The organism is Bythopirellula superficialaquae (assembly GCF_059632245.1).
The window spans coordinates 2504101-2522942 of sequence record NZ_CP197426.1; the positions used below are offsets into that span (position 1 = coordinate 2504101).

The 18842-nt window shown below is 55.5% G+C and carries 16 protein-coding genes; 10 read left to right on the forward strand and 6 right to left on the reverse strand.

All coding sequences use genetic code 11. The features are described from left to right. Nucleotides 1-2: 2 nt before the first annotated feature. On the reverse strand, nt 3-1538 hold the full coding sequence (trpE, locus tag SH678x_RS10200; protein ID WP_496922802.1) for an anthranilate synthase component I: 1536 nt from the start codon (nt 1536-1538) through the stop codon (nt 3-5). Nucleotides 1539-1856: 318 nt separating this feature from the next. Between trpE and SH678x_RS10205 the strand changes: the two genes are divergently transcribed. Both SH678x_RS10205 and SH678x_RS10210 read left to right on the forward strand, forming a co-directional pair. Continuing rightward, nucleotides 1857-2399, forward strand: a complete 543-nt coding sequence (locus tag SH678x_RS10205; RefSeq protein ID WP_496922803.1) for a UvrB/UvrC motif-containing protein — start codon at nt 1857-1859, stop codon at nt 2397-2399. Between the two features lie 120 nt (nt 2400-2519). After that, complete coding sequence (locus SH678x_RS10210; protein ID WP_496922804.1) at nt 2520-3608, forward strand: protein arginine kinase; 1089 nt, start codon at nt 2520-2522, stop codon at nt 3606-3608. A gap of 101 nt (nt 3609-3709) precedes the next feature. Here the strand turns inward: SH678x_RS10210 and SH678x_RS10215 are convergent, their stop codons facing one another. Further along, entirely contained in the window at nt 3710-5131 is a 1422-nt protein-coding gene (locus tag SH678x_RS10215; RefSeq protein WP_496922805.1) for an AAA family ATPase, read from the reverse strand. A 384-nt stretch (nt 5132-5515) separates the two neighbouring features. Between SH678x_RS10215 and SH678x_RS10220 the strand changes: the two genes are divergently transcribed. After that, nucleotides 5516-6409 carry a secretin GspD/PilQ domain-containing protein gene (locus SH678x_RS10220; RefSeq protein WP_496922806.1) on the forward strand — a complete coding sequence of 298 codons (894 nt, stop codon included), beginning with the start codon at nt 5516-5518 and terminating at the stop codon, nt 6407-6409. Between the two features lie 6 nt (nt 6410-6415). On the opposite strand, the gene SH678x_RS10225 is transcribed toward SH678x_RS10220, so the two are convergent. Next, on the reverse strand, nt 6416-7219 hold the full coding sequence (locus SH678x_RS10225; protein WP_496922807.1) for a polyphosphate kinase 2 family protein: 804 nt from the start codon (nt 7217-7219) through the stop codon (nt 6416-6418). 87 nt (nt 7220-7306) lie between these two features. Then, entirely contained in the window at nt 7307-7489 is a 183-nt protein-coding gene (locus SH678x_RS10230) for a zinc ribbon domain-containing protein (protein ID WP_496922808.1), read from the reverse strand. Nucleotides 7490-7572: 83 nt separating this feature from the next. On the opposite strand from SH678x_RS10230, the gene SH678x_RS10235 reads away from it, so the two are divergent. After that, on the forward strand, nt 7573-8988 hold the full coding sequence (locus SH678x_RS10235) for a vitamin K epoxide reductase family protein (protein WP_496922809.1): 1416 nt from the start codon (nt 7573-7575) through the stop codon (nt 8986-8988). Nucleotides 8989-9017: 29 nt separating this feature from the next. Here the strand turns inward: SH678x_RS10235 and SH678x_RS10240 are convergent, their stop codons facing one another. Continuing rightward, nucleotides 9018-10415 (reverse strand): RtcB family protein, encoded by a 1398-nt coding sequence (locus SH678x_RS10240; RefSeq protein WP_496922810.1) that lies wholly within the window; start codon nt 10413-10415, stop codon nt 9018-9020. A 573-nt stretch (nt 10416-10988) separates the two neighbouring features. On the opposite strand from SH678x_RS10240, the gene SH678x_RS10245 reads away from it, so the two are divergent. Then, complete coding sequence (locus SH678x_RS10245) at nt 10989-11141, forward strand: hypothetical protein (protein WP_496922811.1); 153 nt, start codon at nt 10989-10991, stop codon at nt 11139-11141. A gap of 3 nt (nt 11142-11144) precedes the next feature. Here SH678x_RS10245 and SH678x_RS10250 read toward each other — a convergent pair whose 3' ends face one another. Next, the gene (locus SH678x_RS10250; RefSeq protein ID WP_496922812.1) at nt 11145-11873 is read right to left on the reverse strand and encodes a hypothetical protein; all 729 of its coding nucleotides are present in this window, start codon (nt 11871-11873) and stop codon (nt 11145-11147) included. A 163-nt stretch (nt 11874-12036) separates the two neighbouring features. On the opposite strand from SH678x_RS10250, the gene SH678x_RS10255 reads away from it, so the two are divergent. From SH678x_RS10255 to SH678x_RS10275, 5 genes are all read left to right on the forward strand, one after another. Continuing rightward, a complete protein-coding gene (locus SH678x_RS10255) occupies nt 12037-13101 on the forward strand; it encodes a saccharopine dehydrogenase family protein (RefSeq protein ID WP_496922813.1) in 1065 nt (354 codons plus the stop codon). A 20-nt stretch (nt 13102-13121) separates the two neighbouring features. Continuing rightward, a complete protein-coding gene (locus SH678x_RS10260) occupies nt 13122-13862 on the forward strand; it encodes a hypothetical protein (RefSeq protein ID WP_496922814.1) in 741 nt (246 codons plus the stop codon). Between the two features lie 244 nt (nt 13863-14106). Then, nucleotides 14107-14529 (forward strand): hypothetical protein, encoded by a 423-nt coding sequence (locus tag SH678x_RS10265; protein WP_496922815.1) that lies wholly within the window; start codon nt 14107-14109, stop codon nt 14527-14529. A 172-nt stretch (nt 14530-14701) separates the two neighbouring features. After that, complete coding sequence (locus tag SH678x_RS10270) at nt 14702-15703, forward strand: isocitrate/isopropylmalate dehydrogenase family protein (RefSeq protein ID WP_496922816.1); 1002 nt, start codon at nt 14702-14704, stop codon at nt 15701-15703. A 118-nt stretch (nt 15704-15821) separates the two neighbouring features. Further along, nucleotides 15822-18767, forward strand: a complete 2946-nt coding sequence (locus tag SH678x_RS10275; RefSeq protein WP_496922817.1) for a secretin N-terminal domain-containing protein — start codon at nt 15822-15824, stop codon at nt 18765-18767. Nucleotides 18768-18842 lie beyond the last annotated feature (75 nt).

An 18842-nucleotide genomic window follows, 5' to 3' on the forward strand; every position in this document is an offset into this window, starting at 1 on the left:
GCTTACTTCAATCGTTGCTGTGTGACTTCAATCGCTTTGAGCATTCCACGGGCCTTGTTCATCGTTTCCTGAAATTCCATTTCGGGCACGCTGTCGGCGACGATCCCCGCGCCGACTTGTAGGTACGCGGTATCGTTATGAATGATAACAGTTCGGAGCGCGATGCAGGTATCCATGTTCCCGGCGAAGTCGATGTAACCCACGGCCCCCGCGTAAGGACCGCGGCGCGTGGGCTCGATTTCGTCGATGATTTCCATCGCCCGCACTTTCGGTGCGCCGGAAACGGTCCCTGCCGGCAGGCAAGCGGCCAGCGCGTCGAACGCATCACAGCCTTCGCGTAGCTGGCCAGTCACATTGGAAGTGATATGCATCACGTGACTGTAACGCTCGATCACCATCACGTCGGCAATCTCCACCGAACCATACTGCGCGACGCGGCCAACGTCGTTGCGGCCCAGGTCAACGAGCATCACATGCTCGGCACATTCTTTGGGATCCGCCAGCAGTTCTTCAGCCAGCCGTTTGTCTTCGGCTTCGTCGCGGCCTCGTTTGCGCGTGCCGGCCAAAGGTCGCACGGTGACTTGGCCATCGACCACGCGGACCAATATCTCCGGCGAGCTACCCACGAGCGTCACTTCCGGCGTGCGGAGATAGAACATGAACGGGCTGGGATTGACCACCCGCAACGTGCGATACAACTCGAATGGCGGAGCGGCGAACTTGGTTTGCAAACGCTGGCTGATGACAACTTGAAAAATGTCGCCTGCGCGGATGTATTCGACGCACTTGCGAACCGAATCCTCGAACTGTGCTTGCGTGAGGTTCGATTCCGTTTTCAACGTCACGTCGCCGTCGGTCCGGATGTCGGCGATTTTCAGCGAATCGCTCGACGTCGCCAGCTGTTCGACCAAATGATCAACTCGCCGACAGGCCGTTTCATAGGATTGCTTCAACGCGGCAGTGCTTTTGTCGCGAACATCCGCGAGTGCCAGCACGATGACAGTCTTCTGCACGTGATCGAACACAACCATGTGGTCGTAGAGTGCAAACCACAAGTCAGGCAGATGCCGGTCGTCCTGGGGGGCGTTCGGCAGGTTTTCCACATAGCGAACCGTGTCATACCCCGCGTAGCCGATGGCACCGCCAATAAACGGAGGCAACTCTTTGAGATGGGCGACGTTCATCGCGTGAACGTGTTTGCGAAGTGTTTCAAACGGGTTGTCGACTTGGCTGGACTGCGTTTCCCACTGCGGCTTCTCGGCGGCGGTCTTGCTGGTTGGCCTGGTCAGTTGCGACACGGTTACGTCGTTACCGTAGGCTTTGATCCACAGGAATGGGTCGCTAGCCAAGAAGCTATAACGGCCAACTTTCTCGCCTCCGATGACGCTTTCAAACAAACAAGCCGCGGTCGTGCTGTCCAAACGCTGGAACGCCTGCACGGGGGTCAGCACGTCGCTGACCAGTTGCCGGAAGATGGGGACAAAGTCGGCGCCGGCGGCCAGTTCCGCGAATCGGTCAAAGTCGGGGGAGTAAATCATAAGAGAAACAGTGTTCCTAAATGGCCGATTGACTTTGCCCCGCGAGATCCCAACAAACAGGGCAGTGCCAGCTTATCACCCGGAATGGCCCCCAACAACAGCGTTCTTACTTCTGGGCGGGTGGTTCCATCTCGTGATGCAGCAAATAGTTAGAGGGATGAGGCTTCGCTTGACACTAGGCCTACCGGGGCTAGAATCCCCCGTACTTAAGAGGTCGAACTTTAGAGCGAGGTTCGGCCTTGCCCTGCGGCTGATTGCGTCAATGATTAATAGATGAATCGATGCCAGGCCAATGGGCGGAAAGTTGCGAGGGATACCATGTTGAAGTGCCAAAAATGCGATAAACAAGCGACCTTTCATATCACCGATCTGATCGATGGTAAGCCGAAGGAATTGCACCTTTGCGAAGAGTGTGCCCAGAAATTCCTGACTCCCAGTGAGGAAGACGCTGCGGAAGTGATGCCCGCCATGGCCGGTTTGTTGGCTCAGCATTTGGCGGTGGGCGAAACGGCCGATCAGCTGGCGCGGCTCGATCAACGCCGCTGCCCGGTTTGCTCGATCACATTTTTGGAGTTTCGCAAGCAGGGTCGGTTGGGTTGCCCGCACGATTACGAGTTCTTTGCCGAGGAGCTTGAACCTCTGCTCATGAACATCCACGACCAGACTCATCATATTGGTAAGGTGCCCAAGCGTTGCCCTCAGGGAGCCGATCAGCAAACGCAGTTGATTCGGCTGCGGCGCGAAATGAAGGAAGCGATCGCTTCGGAGAATTACGAACGGGCGTCGCAGCTGCGCGACGAAATCCGTGCCACCGAAGCCCAGGTTCGTACCAAGGAACCGACGCCTGGGGAAAGTTCCTAACACTTTCTGGCGAGCTATAAGGTAAGGCTTTTCTGCGGCGCTTTTCCCCTCACAATTCTGGAGGGATTTCGTAGAATAGCGGGTGTTGGTCATCAGGGAACGACGAGACGCAAGTGGAACATGGAATTTAACGATCTGACCAGTTCGAGTGGTGAATGGTTGCGCGGTGCCGGCCCCGAGTCGGATATCGTCATTAGCAGTCGCATTCGCCTTGCGCGGAACTTGGCGGATTTCCCATTTCTGTCTCGTGCCACGGACTCGGATCGTGCCGCGATCGAAGCGAGCTTGCGTGCGAGCGTGACGAGTTTGATGTCGTCGCATCGGCTCAACGAAGGGACGTTGTATATCGACGTCGGGAATCTCGAGCATCTGGATCGGCAGTTTCTCGTCGAGCGCCAATTGATCAGTCGCGAACTGGCCGATGCGAGTGGCGCGCGGGCCGTGGTGATCGATCCGGGCGAGAAGTTCAGCTTGATGATCAACGAAGAGGATCATTTGCGGCTACAAGTGATGCAGAGCGGTTTGAATCTGCAAACGGCTTGGGAGCAGATGACGCAGCTTGACGACCTGATTGAAGAGCAAGTGACTTACGCTTTTAGCGAACGCTTGGGTTATCTGACCGCCTGCCCCACGAATGTTGGCACGGGCATTCGCGTGAGCGTGATGCTCCATCTGCCGGGGTTGGTGATCACGCGGCAGATCGAAAAGGTCTTCAAGAGCTTGCAGAAGATCAATCTGGCAGTGCGTGGCCTGTATGGCGAAGGCTCGCAAGCGATGGGCGACTTCTATCAAATCAGCAACCAGATCACGCTCGGTCAAACCGAAGAAGAGTTGATCACCAAAGTTGCCGACATCGTGCCGGTGTTGATTGAGTACGAACGGCAAGCTCGTGATTTCCTGATCCGCGAAAGTCACGAAACGCTGCACGACCGCGTGAGCCGCGCGTTTGGCATTTTGCGGACCGCGCAGACGATCAGCTCCGAAGAGACCATGCATTTGCTTTCGAGCGTGCGCATGGGCGTGAATCTGGGGCTCATCGGTGAATTGCAAATTCCCACGATCAATAAGCTGTTCATTCATACGCAACCTGCTCACTTGCAGAAGATCACGGGCAGCGAGCTCGATTCCAACGATCGGAATATCGAGCGCGCCACTTATCTGCGGCGGCATCTCAACGCCGACGGCGGCAACGGCTCGGGGAAGAACTGAGCCGCAACGCGCTAGCGGCGAGTTCTTCAATTCTGGCACGGTGCTGACTCTCATTTCCGTGATTACCCGAGGCTAGCGCCTTCGGCTCAGTGGTTTGTTTCTCATTTCAAGACTTCCAAGTTGTCCAACTCTTCCAACTTGTCGGGCATCATACGCAAATCATTTTGTGATGAAATTTTTTTTTCGACGACATCGATTTCTTGTTCCAAAACTGTCGGTAGCGACCAAATCCAAAGACCGGTTGAGCCTTTGTGAGTGGTTCCGCCAATTTCACGCAATGCTAGTCGCAACGAGCGTTTGCCAATTCTTGCCACCGTGGCGGCGGCGAGGATGTCTTGGGCGAAGCGTTCGCCTTGGCTCAACTGTTGGCGGAGCCACTCGCGAATCATTTTGCGATGGACTTCGTAGCTGTTGGGCAGCTCAAGCAGTTCGGGTTTGAATTTCGAGCGCTCGACATTGATCTCCAGCGGTTGGTGCGCCCACGCAATGCGCGGCGTCTCGCCCAGCTGTTCCGACACGATGCCAAATTCCAGTCCGAGCCAATCACTCCCCAGATTGTTTTTCATGGGGAGTAGTACACGGAGATCGCGATGATCGCCGTCGCCCAGAATCTTCCAAACCGAGCGTGCGCTGGCCACAAATCGCGAATTGGCCTGCGAACCGTAATGAAACAGCGCGTGGCTGCCGCGGCTGAAGTGGCTGACGACCAAAATGGCGACACCATGCTTCACGGCGATCTCGACCAGTTCTTGCAGCAATGCCGAGAGTTCCCGCCGCGTGTAGTTGGTTTCGACGTAGGCCGAGAGCGGATCAATGATGATCAACCGGCACTTGGGGAGCCGCTTCACGCAGTCGCCAAGCATGTCGAGCTTACCCCCCACGGAGAACGGCAAATTATCGCTGTGCATAAAATCATTGGCACGGATAAACGAACGAACCAACGTGATGCGATCCAAATCGGCCTCCGCGGCCAACAGTCGCGGGCGGATCGTATCGTCGACATCGTCGAATTCCGCCAGCAACAGCACGTCGGCAGGCTCGCGTGGTTCGGCATTAGCGGGTTCATCCGGCCAAGGCCGACCGGTCGAAACCCGCGCCGCAATGTCGAGAGCTACGAGACTCTTGCCGACGCCGGGATCACCGACGAGCATCGTGAGTTTGTCGGCGGCGATGCGGCCGGGCCAGAGCCACTCGATCGCGCACTCCTTAGCTTCGGAGAGTGGTTCGAGCACGATGTGCGATTGATGCCGTTGGAAGTTCCAACGCTCTTCATTCAAAAGCTGGTGAATCCAATTCTGAAGATCGAGCTGCTCCTCGCCCGGGATGTAGAGCTTCTGCACGGCCGCGTCGATGAAGGCCTTCGTTTCGTCGTAGTCTTCGAGGTAGAAGAATCGCTCGATGCGAACACTTCCGCGTCGAAGTTCCACGGAGTGTTGCCCGGCAACGTCGATAAGCTCAGTTTTGATTTTGATCGGAGGAAGCGTGGGGGTGTCGGGCGTCTCTTCGGTAGACTTATTGGTCATAATGTGTTCCTGGTGTTTTTACATTTTGTAGGCCGGACCGAGTAACACGAGTTCCGGCAAAGTTTGTCATTCCCGCGCAGGCGGGAATCCAGTGGCCCATATTTATGCATCCAGGATTAGCACAAGTCGTGGCACAATTTCTACAAAAAAGTTTGGGGAAGGAATGATATTTCACGCAGAGACGCTGAGGCCGCGGGGGGAAGAAAATGGGGGGTGGCCACGAATGAAGGGTTGACGGTGAGAAGGGAAATCCCGGGAGGGCGTGGCCCTCCGGCTAAGGACACCCGCTAGCATGCGAAACGTCTCTTATCTTGTTGCTTTGGATTGAACGGGCTATGATTCGCGCCCGTATATCCCTCGCGCGCTGATTAGGAGAAAGCCGTTATGTTATTAAGAATAGTAATTCTGGGTGTGATGCTGCTTGCCATGCAGACCGCGAGGGCGGAAGAGACGCAAAGCGACGAGCAGCTTCTCAAGCAGAAATCGGCGGAACTGGATAAGTTGCAACGCGAGGTGCAACGCTTACGCGAAGTGACCGGGACCGAGCAACAGATTGTAGTGAAAGTGCAAATGCTGGAAGTCGACTTGTCGAAACTCCGCAATCGAGGTTTGGACACGGATTGGTTTTCTGACGGTTATGTGAAGCCAATCCAATTGCAGCAGTTGTTGGAAGCGACGGGCCAATCTGCTTACACAGCGAATGAATCAACTGATGAAGCTGAATCCAACGAAAATCTGCGATTCGTGGAATGGCTTAAACAAAAAAATATTGCCAAGGTCTTGGCTGATCCCACGATCGTAGCCACGAGTGGAAAGCCGGCTTCCATGTTTGTCGGGGGACAATTCCCGTTGCCGAGCAACGAAGAGTCGGCTACGGCTGTTGCGTTTCGATCCTTCGGAACAGAGCTCAACGTAATGGCCGAGGCTGTGGGAGACAATCGGGTGCGGTTGCACGTGAATGCGAACGTGAGTGCCCTTGATCAGAATCATGCCTTTGAAATTCACGGAGTCAGCATACCGGGATTAAAAGTTCGCCAGTGCGATACAGACTGCGAATTGTCCTTTGGTGAAACAGTGGTCCTCACCGGGCACGTGGAGAAACGCGTGGAGGCCATTCAGGGGCAAAATGGCGAAGTCAAAGAGGTCACGGTCGATGTGGGTTATATGGTTGTGGTGACGCCGGAGATTGCTCAGCCGATTGAGGGAAGCGTGGCGGGGGCAAGCGTATCCGAGAAACACAAAGAAAGTAGTGCACGGCAGCGGGACGCTGCCGGCTAACGACATCTATTCGACGACGATGCCGTCGAGGTTGGTTGCTGGGACTGGAAACTGGGGATTGAGCTTTTCGAGCGTCTCGCGCAGGATTTTGCTCACCACGAGATTGCGATACCATTTGCGGTCGGCGGGGATGATGTGCCAGGGGGCATGGGGCGTGTTGCAATGGGTGAGCGCGTCTTCGTAGGCGTGTTGATATTCGTCCCAGAGTTTGCGCTCGTCGAGATCGCCCATGTTGAATTTCCAACGCTTATTGGGATTGTCCAGGCGTGCTTGTAGTCGTTCGCGCTGTTCGTCTTTGCTGATGTGCAGAAAGCACTTCACGATGGTCACACCGCCATCGACGAGGAGCTCTTCAAATTCGTTGATCCGATCGTAGCGGCTCCGCCATTCTTTTTCGGGAACCAGATTGTGTACGCGGACGATCAGCACGTCTTCGTAGTGGGAACGATTGAAGATGCCGATTTCACCGCGACGGGGGACGGCGTGGTGGATCCGCCAGAGGAAGTCGTGATCGAGCTCCACCGAACTGGGTGTTTTAAATGACGTGATCTGAAAGCTTTGCGGATTGACGCCGCTCATCACCGTACGGATCGTGCCGTCTTTGCCCGCGGTGTCCATCCCTTGCAGGACTAACAAAATCGCGCGGCGATCTTCGGCGTAAAGCTTGTACGCCAAATCGGAGCTTACGGCCGTGTTCTCTCTGATTTGGGCCGAGGCTGATTTTTTGTCCCAGTCGGGGGCAACATAAAGTGGGTCGTAATCAGAGAGCTGGACCGGTGCGCCCACGGGAGGCATAAATGGCTGGGTCATGGGAGTGGTTTACCTGTGGCTGACCTCTGCGAGGTCGGACGTTGCAGTACCGAGGTCATAGACCCCGGCTACAGAAATTGAACCCTATTATTCTAATTCGCTCCAAACTTGGCTGTGTCCAGTTTCGTCGACTTCGATGCGAATCACGTTCGGGCAGCAGCAGACGGGGCAATCTTCAATGTACTCCTGCGAGCTGCCCTGCGAATAATCGAGCGGGATGACGACTTCCTCGCCGCAACTGCCGCAGATATAGCTGATTTCGTCTTCCATGGTTTGTGGCCGCCTGCTTCTTGGGCGTTAAATTGTGCTAGAATTGCTGGTTGTCTGAATTGTAACTGGTAGGGATTGGTTCTGTGCTCGAACTATCGCGACTCTCTGGAACACGCAAATCGCTCGCCGGTGCGATCACCGGCTTGGCTGTGATCGCCTTGGGCGTTGCGTTGTATTTAACTTGGGTGACCTGGCAGCAGTCAACGGTCGTGGGCTGCACGGGTGGGACCACAGTCGATTGCGACGAAGTTCTGAGCAGCTCCGGCTCGAAATGGCTGGGCATTCCCGTGAGCCTGCTGGGGGCACTCACTTATGCCGGTATTCTAGCCCTGGTTTGGCCCGCGGTGTTGCTGGGTGGTTGGGCGATGACGGGATTGTTGACGCTGGCGATGATGGCCGCGGGAGCGGGTGTGTGGTTCATCGGCACGCAAGCGATCGTGGTCGAGCATTTTTGTCTGTATTGTCTTGTCGTCCATGCTTGTGGTTTGGCGATTTGTACGCTGTCGGTTCTGCTCTTACGCGACAGTATGAAGGGCTCGATCCACAATCACATGCACGGGTATTTCGGTGGCGAGCAATCTTACGATGACGATGAAACGCAAGTTTCTGTTTATCAACCGCTGATTGCTGCGGGGGTGGCGAGCGTGGGACTACTTGCTTTGATTGGCGGGCAGCTTTTCTTTTCGCATGACACGATGGAAGTTGTCGACATACCTCTGGAGGTGGTGCAGACTTCGGCGGAAACGAATGCTGTTGAAGAGCCAGTTCAAGAGAGTCCGGACCCCAATGCTGATGAAGGGGCCGCTGACGAAGAAGTCGAGGTTGCGGAAGAACCCCCCGCCGAGAAATTAGAAATTATTAGCGGTGGCGAAGAGACCGCGACCGCACCGAGCAGTGATGCCGCTCCGCGGTATTTTACATTTAAGTATCTGGCGCGCGAGGTCGACGCGGCGGGGAATCCGGTGGTGGGGAATCCTTACGCACCGCATCGCTTCGTGGAGATGATGGACTACACGTGTCCGCATTGCCGCAAACTTCATCCACACATCAAAGCGGCGGTGGAACGGTACGGCGATCAACTGGGCTTTGTGATTTATCACGTGCCGCTGAGCCGGAAGTGCAATCCGCTGGTGAAGCTCGACCAATCAAGCCACCAAAATGCTTGCGAATATGCCAAATTGGCTTATGGCGTGTGGAAACTGGCGCCTGATCGGTTTGCCGAGTTTCACGAATGGCTGCTCGAAGGAAAACGCGCGCCGGCGATTCATGAGGCCAAGAAAAAGGCTCGCGAAATGGCGGGAGACGCGATCTTTTTTGATAAAACGATCGCGACTGAATCAAGTCGGCGAATTGGTGAGGCGGCGAAGGAGTTTGAGAAACTGCAAGTGGGGCTGCCCCTGTTGATTTTCGAGAACGGCGTGATTCGCGGAATGCCCGACACCGATGAGAAGTGGTTTGAGCTTTTGGAAGAGAAGATTGGTGTGACGGCGCCGGAATAAATTTTTCCGGATCGGGACGATCCGGCTATTTAGTCTTCCGCTTGGCTGCCGTCGCCGCACATTTTGACGATCCTTGGGTCGAAGCGGGCAACGGTCTCGACCAAATCTTGTTGGGCGGCCATCACTTCGAGGATGTTCTTGTAAACGCCGGGGACTTCATCCGATCCGGCGGAGAGGATTTCGATGCCGCGCTCTGCGAGTTCTTGCCGCACGTGGCTGAAGCGAAACGTGTTGTTCGCCTGCTTGCGCGACATCCGCCGCCCTGCCCCGTGCGAGGCGGAGTTTAAGCTTGTCGGATTTCCCAAACCGCGCACGATAAATGCGGGATCGGCCATCGAGCCGGGAATCACTCCCAGCACCCCCTGCCCCGCCGGCGTGGCGCCCTTGCGATGAACGACGACTTGCTTGCCGTTGTGCCATTCGAGCCAGGCGAAATTGTGATGATTCTCCACGCCAGCCACGATATGCGCACCGAGCAGCTTGCTCACGAGCTTGTGAATGACTTCATGATTGGCCGCGGCGTAATCGCCCATGAGATTCATGGCGGCCCAATATTCCTGGCCAGCTTCGCTGTCGAGATCGAGCCAAGCCAGACGCCCCAAATGCTTGAGGCGTTGGGGGAGGAACGTCTGCGCGATGCGGCTGTAGGTGTCGCACACAGCGGCGCCTGTGCCGCGGGAACCGCTGTGACTCAGGAGCGCCGTGTATTCACCGGGGTCGAGCGATAACTCCTCGCAGCGAGTGTCGAGTGTGAGCGTGCCGAATTCGACGAAGTGATTGCCCGAGCCCGACGTGCCGAGCTGCTTCCAGGCGGTGTCCTTTTTCTCACGCGTGATGCGGGTGACCGACCAATCCTCGTCGAGCACGGCGTGGGAATGCGGCGGTTGGTGCGTGCAACCGACGCCGAAGCGGGTCCCTTTTTCCAGGGCGGTGCGAAACCGCGAGCGATCCTCGGTGAGTCTAGTAGGACTAATGTCTAAAACGGAGAGCTTCATGCGGCAGGCGATGTCGACACCCACGGCGTAGGGAATCACAGCCCCTTCGCAGGCCAGCACGCCGCCGATGGGGAGGCCATAACCAACGTGGGCGTCGGGCATCAGTGCGGCGGCGACGGCACTCGGCACCTGGCAGGCGACTTCCATCTGGGCGTGCGCGCCGGCGTCGATGTCGGTGCCCCAGGTTTGATAGGTGATCGGTTCTTGCTCGACGAAGTTTCTTTCGCCCAAAAGTTCCGTGGCGAATGCAGCCCAAATCGGATCGGCGAGAAAATCTGCGGGCTTCTCGACGACTTGAGCGACCAACTGCTTGGCGCGATTGCCTTTGAGTCCCATGCCGAGACCTTGTCCGGCGGCGGTGCAGAGCGCGTCGATGGCAGCCTTGGCGCAGGTGGGTGGGACACCGAGTTTTTGAAGTTGGCGGCGGTTCATACAACAAGGCGGAAGGCGGAGGGGGGGAAAGGGGAAAATACTTGCGAACCTTGGGACACATTGTTGCGTCATCGGGTTATCTGCAAAATGACGGCAAATTTGAGTTCAGGAATTGATCTTGCCGGCCAAAATCAATATTTGACTCTCAAAGTTCGTGGTTATAATGCAGCTATGGGTCGTGGGACCGCACCACGACGGGCCCCTTTGGCCGCGCGAGTGACCTCTGGCAGCGTTGCTCCGCCGCCGTGACATTGATTGAAAGGAGGTGGTTTTTTGAACGATTATCATATACGCCAGTGGGGTGGTGCAAACCGTTGACCGCCGGCGGGTTGTCTACGGAGACAGCCACCACCTGCTTGTGAGTGCCCGCTTCATGAAAGGGAACTCGAGTAACTCCTGATTGAAGCCTGTTCTTCAAGCAACATTATCCAGCCCGGTCGTCCTTGTGACGGCCGGGCTGCTTTTTTGCGCGGTTGGTTTTTGGTGGAGTGCTAAGCCGCGAGCGGAAGGCACGAAAAATGCGGATTTTTTTAGCAAGGGCGTAACAATTTTCCCTTATCGGAGGACTTTGCTATGATTCGCAAGCTCGCTTCGGGCGAATATCGTTTGTATTCCAAGAAGAAGAACCCCAAAACCGGTAAACGCCGGAACCTGGGCACTTTCAAAACGCGCGCTGCCGCGGAGAAGCACGAGCAAGATGTGCAGTATTTCAAGCGACAAGGATAGTGATTACGTGTCACTACAGCATGTACCTAAAGCCCGATAGCTAAAATTTCGGAGCGTGCAAAGAAGCACCAACCCCGAAACAGAGAGCACCATTCCTGTTGGCTCGGGTGTGAAGTGAAATTGCGTAATTAATCCCGCACTGTCTCTGTAAGGTACTGGTGAAATGTCCTGAAGAAAAACTCTGCTGGTTGAGTCCGCGGCATTGACGGCGTCGAGCGAAGGAACTGGTATAAAAATGTCAGGTAATCCGAAATCGATGAGGAGGTTGCCTCCAGAATAGTCGAAGGGGACTTGGAAGTCGATTCTGAAGTCGAAAGGGTTTAAGGCCGAAAAAGCTCTAATAGGAGGAATTGTATAAGGACCTGTGCGCACCAATTGTGGATTGGGACCATGATTGCCGCTGAAATTTGTCGTCAAAGAATCAACTGCTAAGGGAGTGGCTGACAGCAACACGTCGAGCGAAGGCAATACGAACCCACCTGGCGTATCGCCATATCTAAGAGGACCATCCGCACGAAATGAAACTCCTGTAATCCTCTTGCCGACCATCGGTACTAAGTCTCCAGCCCCGTAGATTTGCTGGTATCTGGCATGGTAGTACGAAAAAGGAGCAGAGTTATTAATTGGTGCGTCAACAGACTCGTAGCCAGATGGACTGACTAAGTCCCTTGCGTTGACGTGGTTGGTGTAAGTCAAGGCTATGGCTATTAAAATTAGATGAATGGGCTTCATCAATAACTCCTATCGTATGTATAAGCGCCTAGATACAAATAATCTAAAAGTGTTAAGGATTCCCGTAAACTGAGTTCATGATATAGGGTGACGTTTGAAATAGCCATATTTTTTTGTGTTTGACTCAATTGTGGACAAGAAGCAAGCGGCTAGACTTGGAGATATGACACATAAATGGCTGCTGTATGGTGCGAACGGATATACGGGCGAACTGATCGCGCGGGCGGCGGTTAAGCGGGGGTTGCTGCCGATATTGGCGGGGCGGAATCGCGAGAAGATTGAACCGTTGGCTCAGGAGTTGGGGTTGGAGTGGCGGGCGTTTGGGCTCGACAATCCCGCGCAGGTTGCCGAGGGATTAGACGGCGTAGAACTCGTGCTGCATTGTGCGGGGCCGTTTTCGCGGACGAGCGCGCCGATGATTGAAGGGTGTTTGCGCGTGGGGGCGCACTATTTGGATATTACGGGTGAGATTGCGGTGCTGGAGCATACGCACGCAAGTGCGCAAGCGGCTCGGGCGAATGAGAAGGGTGTGGTGCTTTGTTCGGGGGTGGGGTTTGATGTGGTGCCGACGGATTGTGTGGCGCTACGGCTGAAAGAGTTGCTGCCCGATGCCACGCGGTTGTCGTTGGGCTTTGAAACCGATTCGGCCGCTTCGCCGGGAACGCTCAAAACGGCACTTGAAAGTTTGGGCAACGGGATGCTACGCCGGCGCGAGGGGGCGATTGTGAAGACCCCCGCTGAGGAGACTACGCGTGAGATTGATTTTGGCCGTGGCGAAGTACCGGCTATGACGATCTCGTGGGGGGATGTGTCGAGTGCCTATTACACGTCGGGCATTCCGAACATCGACACGTGGATTCCCGTGCCGGGGAAGCGGACCGGCGTGTTGAAAGTGCTCAATGCCGCGCGGCCGGTGTTGGCGACGAGTTTCATGCAGAGCCTGCTCAAAAAGCTGGTGACTAAGTTCGTGAAAGGTCCCACCACCACGCAGCGGCGGAAATCGCACACGTGGGTGTGGGGCGAAGCGGTGAATGCCGCGGGAGAGAGTAAAACCGTGCGGATCGAGATCGGCAACGTCTATGACGTGACGGTCGACGCGGCGCTCACCGTGGTGGAACATCTGTTGGACACGCCGCCCGTGGGGGGAAGTTATACGCCGGCGATGTTGTTGGGGAGTGGTGTGGTGGAACGGCTGGCGGGGGCGGGGAAGACGGAAGTTACCGGCTAGAATGCGAGGAGATAGAAGAAATGGGAGCGTTTTACGGCAATATAACGCTGATTGGTGTATCGCAAGCAGATGTAGTTGCAGTGCTGAATGGCAGAGACGCTGCTGTCTCGTGTGAAATCGGCGACTACGTAGTTGTGTTTGATGGGGCGCTCGATGATCAAGACTCCGCAGGAATTCATGAATTACTTTACGATCTAACAAGTAGTCTCGAATGTTCCGCGTTAATGGTACTTGTTCACGATGACGACGTTCTAGCATACGCGTGTGGCCACTGTGGAGAAGAGGTCGATAGCTACAATTCCTCGCCGAGCTATTTTGATTCTGACTCGAATGAAATATTGCCGCCGCGTGGTGGCGATGTAGAGAGTTTGGGTGCTATATTCCCAGCCATAGACCATGAGCTATTACACACAATTCTTCATAAACGAAAGTGTGATTTCGAAAGTGAGCGGCATAGGGATTTAGTGCAGGTTATTGGGCTTCCTGAATTCACAATCGGTACGTCGCTAGATACTCTCAAGCAAGGTAAGGAGGTTGTCGGTCTGCAAACGGATAAGTTAGTCTGGACTGAGGATTTATCTGTTGATGTTGACGAGCAAACTTGGCTTGATAAGCAGTTTTGCCAGCGACTTGGTCCAGAAGATCCTCTGAAATCATGCAGACGTTCTGGATGTCAGCACGGTGCTATAAAACTTGGAGTGCTTTGTGTTCGCCATCATTTCGAAATGATCAACGGTCGGCCCTATCCGTTTGGGGACTGATGCTAAACTGTATGTCGGTGCGGAACCCGGCGACCACGGCTTTGTTTTTTGTCGCTAAGCCGCGAGCGGCTGGGATTTGTATTTTGCCGAAACGCGATATAATGCAGGTCGTTTTCTGTTCAACTTTAAGGAGTTACCGACATGGGTGCTAAAGACAAAGGTAAGAAAGAAACCAAAAAAGAGCCGCAAAAGTCCACCAAGGAAAAGCGGGCCGAGAAGAACGCCAAGAAGAATTCCAAGTCGTATGAGTGATGCGCGCGAGGCTGCCGAGGGGTTCGATCCCCTCGAAGCCCAGCAGATGTTGTTGGAAAGCAGCTTGGAGCTGGCGTTTGACGCTTATGATGAAGCGTTGCGTGACAAGCTGCGCGATCCGGTCGTGTTTCTGTTGGATTGCGAAGACGAAATCGGCGGTGAGATCGCGCGGAGTTGGCTCGGCGTGGAAACGATCGCCGACGCGATCGCCGACCGCGCCGCGAGCGACGACGAAGCCGAAACGACCGTTTTTGCCCACGCCTTTCCGTTCGCGAAATGCCGAACGGAGGTGCCCGCCGTGTTCCCCTACCTTGAGCCCGCCTTGAAGTCGCCCCCCGCGGATGGGTTTTTGGCGATCTCCGTCACGTGTGGCGGAGCGTCGGCCTTGACCGTGCCGTTTACAGCGCGTCCTTAAAAATTTTTACAGGAGGGAGCGGAGAGAGCAGAGTTTTGCATTGGGAACACTAATAAACACTCATCTTCGCTAATTAAAAGATTAGTGCGGATAAGTGTTTATTAGTGTTCTGTCTGCTTTGTTTTTCTCTGCTGCCTCTGCTCGCTCCTGTAAAATTCCTGGAGAGTGAATCATGAGTTATCGCGTTGTATTGATCCCTGGTGACGGCATCGGTCCCGAGGTATGCGCGGCGGCGCGGGCGATACTCGACGCGAGTGGCGTGGCGATCGAATGGCAAGAGGAGCCAGCGGGGCAGATTGCGCTCGACACGTTGGGCGATCCGATGCCTCAGTCCACACTCGACGCGGTGGGGAACGCTGATGCCACGCTCAAAGGTCCGACGGCCACGCCCAAGAGTGGCGGTTTTCGCAGCGTGAATGTCGCATTGCGGCAAAAGTTAAATCTTTATGCCAACTATCGCCCCGCCCGTTCGCTCCCCGGCGTGAAGACGCGCTTCGAGAACGTCGACCTCATCGTGATTCGCGAAAACACCGAGGGACTTTACAGCGGCTTGGAACATATTGTCGTGCCGGGGGTGGTGGAAAGTTTGCGCGTGATCACCAAAGTGGCTTCCGATCGAATTGCCAAATTCGCGTTTGAGACCGCTCGTCGTCAGGGTCGCAAGCGAGTCACGTGCGTTCACAAGGCGAATATCTTGAAGTTGAGCGACGGGCTCTTCGTGAAATGCTGCCAGGAAGTGGCGGCCCAGTATCCCGATATCGCGTTCGATGATTGGATTGTCGATGCCGCGGCGATGAAATTGGTGAGCGATCCGCAGGCCTTCGATGTGCTGGTGATGGAAAATCTGTTCGGCGATATTCTTTCGGATCTGACCAGCGGTTTGGTGGGTGGGTTGGGAATTACCCCCAGTGCCAACGTGGGCGAGAAACTGGCCGTGTTTGAAGCGGTCCATGGCACGGCCCCCGACATCGCGGGCAAGGGATTGGCCAACCCCACGGCTCTGGTGCTGAGCGGCGTTTTGATGCTGCGGTTTCTAGGGGAAAAGGATGCGGCTGACCGCGTCGAAAACGCCGTGCGGAACGTGCTAGCCGAGGGAAAAGTCCGCACCGGTGACCTGGGGGGGAAATCGTCGACGAGCGAGTACACCCAGGCGGTGTTGGATCGGTTGGGGTAATAGCCGCGATTCGTTCACGGCATCGGGACGATGCCGGCTAACGTTTTGGTAATTCCCACTTTGGGTGGCTATAATCAAGGGTTGGAACTTCTCCCCTTTTTCTGCGGGTTTTCGTGCCATGAGATTTCTCACGAAACGCTGGTTGCCATTGTGTTTGTCAGTGGTGATTGGTTGTTGTTTAGTTGACAGTGGATACTCGCAGCCTCCTGGCTTTGATCCCAGCAAGCTGACGCCGGAGCAGCGCGAGCAATTTCGTCGCATGCGTCGTGAAGGCGGGATGCCACCCGGAGCCATGCCGGGACAGCCTGCGACTCCCCCGGACGACAAAAAGCCGGAAGAGAAAAAAGAAGGCGAAGGCGAGAAGAAGCCGGAGGGTGAAGGGGATTCCAAAACCATCAAGCGACCGACCGACAAGCCGCCGACGGTTGATCCGAATCGGCCGAAGCTCGCGCCCGACAAGAACGGGCTCGTGCAGTTCAATTACATGGGGCAACCTTGGGCCGAGGTGCTGCAAGATTACGCCGATGCGGCGAAGCTGAGCTTCGATTGGCAGGAACTGCCGGCGGACTTTTTGAATCTCACAACACAGCGCAAGTACACGCTGCCTGAAGCCCTCGATTTGTTGAATCGACATTTGATCGCGCGGGGGTTCACGATCATCAAGCAAGGTGAAGTGCTGAGCGTGGTGAAGGTGGCGAATCTCGATTCGAGTTTGGTCCCCGAGGTGAGCGCCGACGATTTAGATTCGTTAATGCCGCATGAGTTTGTGCGGGTGCGTTTCAATTTGCCAGCGGGGCTGGACCCCGCCAAGGCGGCGGAAGATGTGAAGGCCTTGCTGCGGCCCGACGCGAAAGTCACGCCATTGTTGGAAACGAAGCGCTTGCTGGTGATCGATACGGTGGGGAATTTACGGAACGTCCGCGGCTTGATTTATTCCGAGGAAATGGCAGCGAGCCAGTTTCTTAAACCGAAGGTCTATCAAATTCGTCATCGCCGGGCGGATTATATTGCCGATCAGGTGATGATCGTGTTGGGCTTGGACAAAGATAAACGGCAGTCGCCGCAAGAGCAGATGATGGCTCAGCAACAGCAGATGCAACAAATGCAGCAGATGCAGGAAATGATGCAGCGCGGCGGGGGGAATAAACAGGACCTCGCCAAGATGTTCCAAAAGGACGAGCCGAAAGTTTACATCACGGTGGATCGACGGCAGAACACGCTGTTGGTGAATGCCCCACCGGATTTGATTCCGGTAATCGATCGTACGATCGCGGAGTTGGACGTCGAAGAGCAGGAATTTGCGGTGGGTGCCTCAGGGCAAGAGAGTGGCGCACGGTACATGGAAAAGTACAGCACGATCACAGCGAGCCCGGACAAAGTTGTGAGCACGCTGCAAGACATCGGCAATTTGAATCCGCTCACTCAACTGCAAAGCGACGGCCAGGGCAAAACGATTTATGCGTATGCCACGGCTGAGGACCACGCGACGATCAAGCGGATGATATCGACGCTCGACGGTTCGGGGCGGCGGCCGGAAGTGATTTGGCTGCCCAAGCGATTGCCGGCCGATCAAGTGGCGGGTTCGATCATGGAATTGATTTCGGGCGAAGGTGAAAAGAAGGACGATGACAATGGATTTCCGTTCTTCTTTTTCCGCCGCAACAACAATGATGATGACAAGCCGAAGACGGCATTTCGCGTGCTTCCCGACGTCGAGAACAATCGCATTTTGTTATGGGCCACCGACAACGAGATGAACGAGGTGCGCAATCTGATCGCGAAACTCAGCGAAAGTGCCGACGGCACACTCGTGGGGGCGGATCGCGTGCGGGTGCTCGAGCAACGAAGCCCCGAGGCGACGCAGCGGTTACTGGAGCGGCTCAAGGATTCTTGGTCGGGTGAGAACGAGCTGGAGATTGAAATCCCCGAGGGGGGCGTTGCTCCGGCCGAGGAAAAGGAAGAACCGGCCGAGGAAGCCGAAGCGGATAAGATTACTGAGCAGCCCTTGGCGGGGCGGGCGCGGTTTCAGTTGGCACAGTTGAGTGATGAGGCCAAGGTGGAGGAGAGCGCTAAGCCGCAAGCGGCAGTGGCGAAGCCAAAGGTGAAAGTGACTGTTAATGATGATGGGCAGTTGGTGATTATTTCGGATGATCCGTTGGCGGCGGATCGTATGCAGGAGTTGATCGATCAACTTGCTCCACCGCAACCGGAGTTTCGCCATTATCGGCTCGTGCATGTGATGGCCGAGGATATGAAGGACATTCTGGAAACGTACTTTCGTGACACTATTGCCGATGATGCGGAGCCGATTTTGGATTGGTGGGGCCGCGTGCGGCGTGGGGACAATGATGAAAACAAAGCACCGGCCACGCTGGGCAAACCGCGCAAGTTGCGATTCATTGATGATTACTACTCGAACACGCTGATTGTGTCGAACGCCAGCCCAAGCCAGTTGCGGATCATCGAAAAGATGATCGGGCTGTACGACATCGAACCCGAGCCGAAGGGATTTCCCGAACGGCAGACGATCACTGTGAAGGTCAAGTATTCGCGAGCCCAGGATATCGCCAAGTCACTCAAAGAAGTTTATGCCGACTTACTGAGCTCCAAGGACAAGGAATTTCAAAATCGCGAACGGCAGCAAAGCTCCGGACGTTCGACGCGGTATATGTTTGGTGCGCCTGCTGAGGAAGAAGGCGGCAAAGGGGGCGTGTTGATTTCTTTTGAGGGCGCGCTGTCGATTGGGGTCGATGAAGTCTCGAATTCTTTAATCGTGTCGGCTCCGGCGGGTGTGTTGAACAGTATTAAAGATACGATCAACGTGCTTGATCAAGCGGCCGAGCCCAATACGGTGGTGCGCGTGCATGAAATTCGCGGGATGATTGAGCCGGAACGGTTGCAGCGGGCCGTGATGCAGGCGATGGCCGAGCCGTGGGTGGGTGGCAAGCCAGTGAGCCAACTCAACGCGAATCAGCCGAATCAAAACCAAGAGCGCCGCGACGGTTGGCGGGAGCGGGGTCGCGATCGTGGTCGGCGTGGTGGCGGCCGGGGTGGAAATAATTGATCTTAAGACTTCTAGTACTGACCTTTATAGTCGTCGATGACATTTTGATTGTTCAGGCTAGATCCCTCGGTCGCC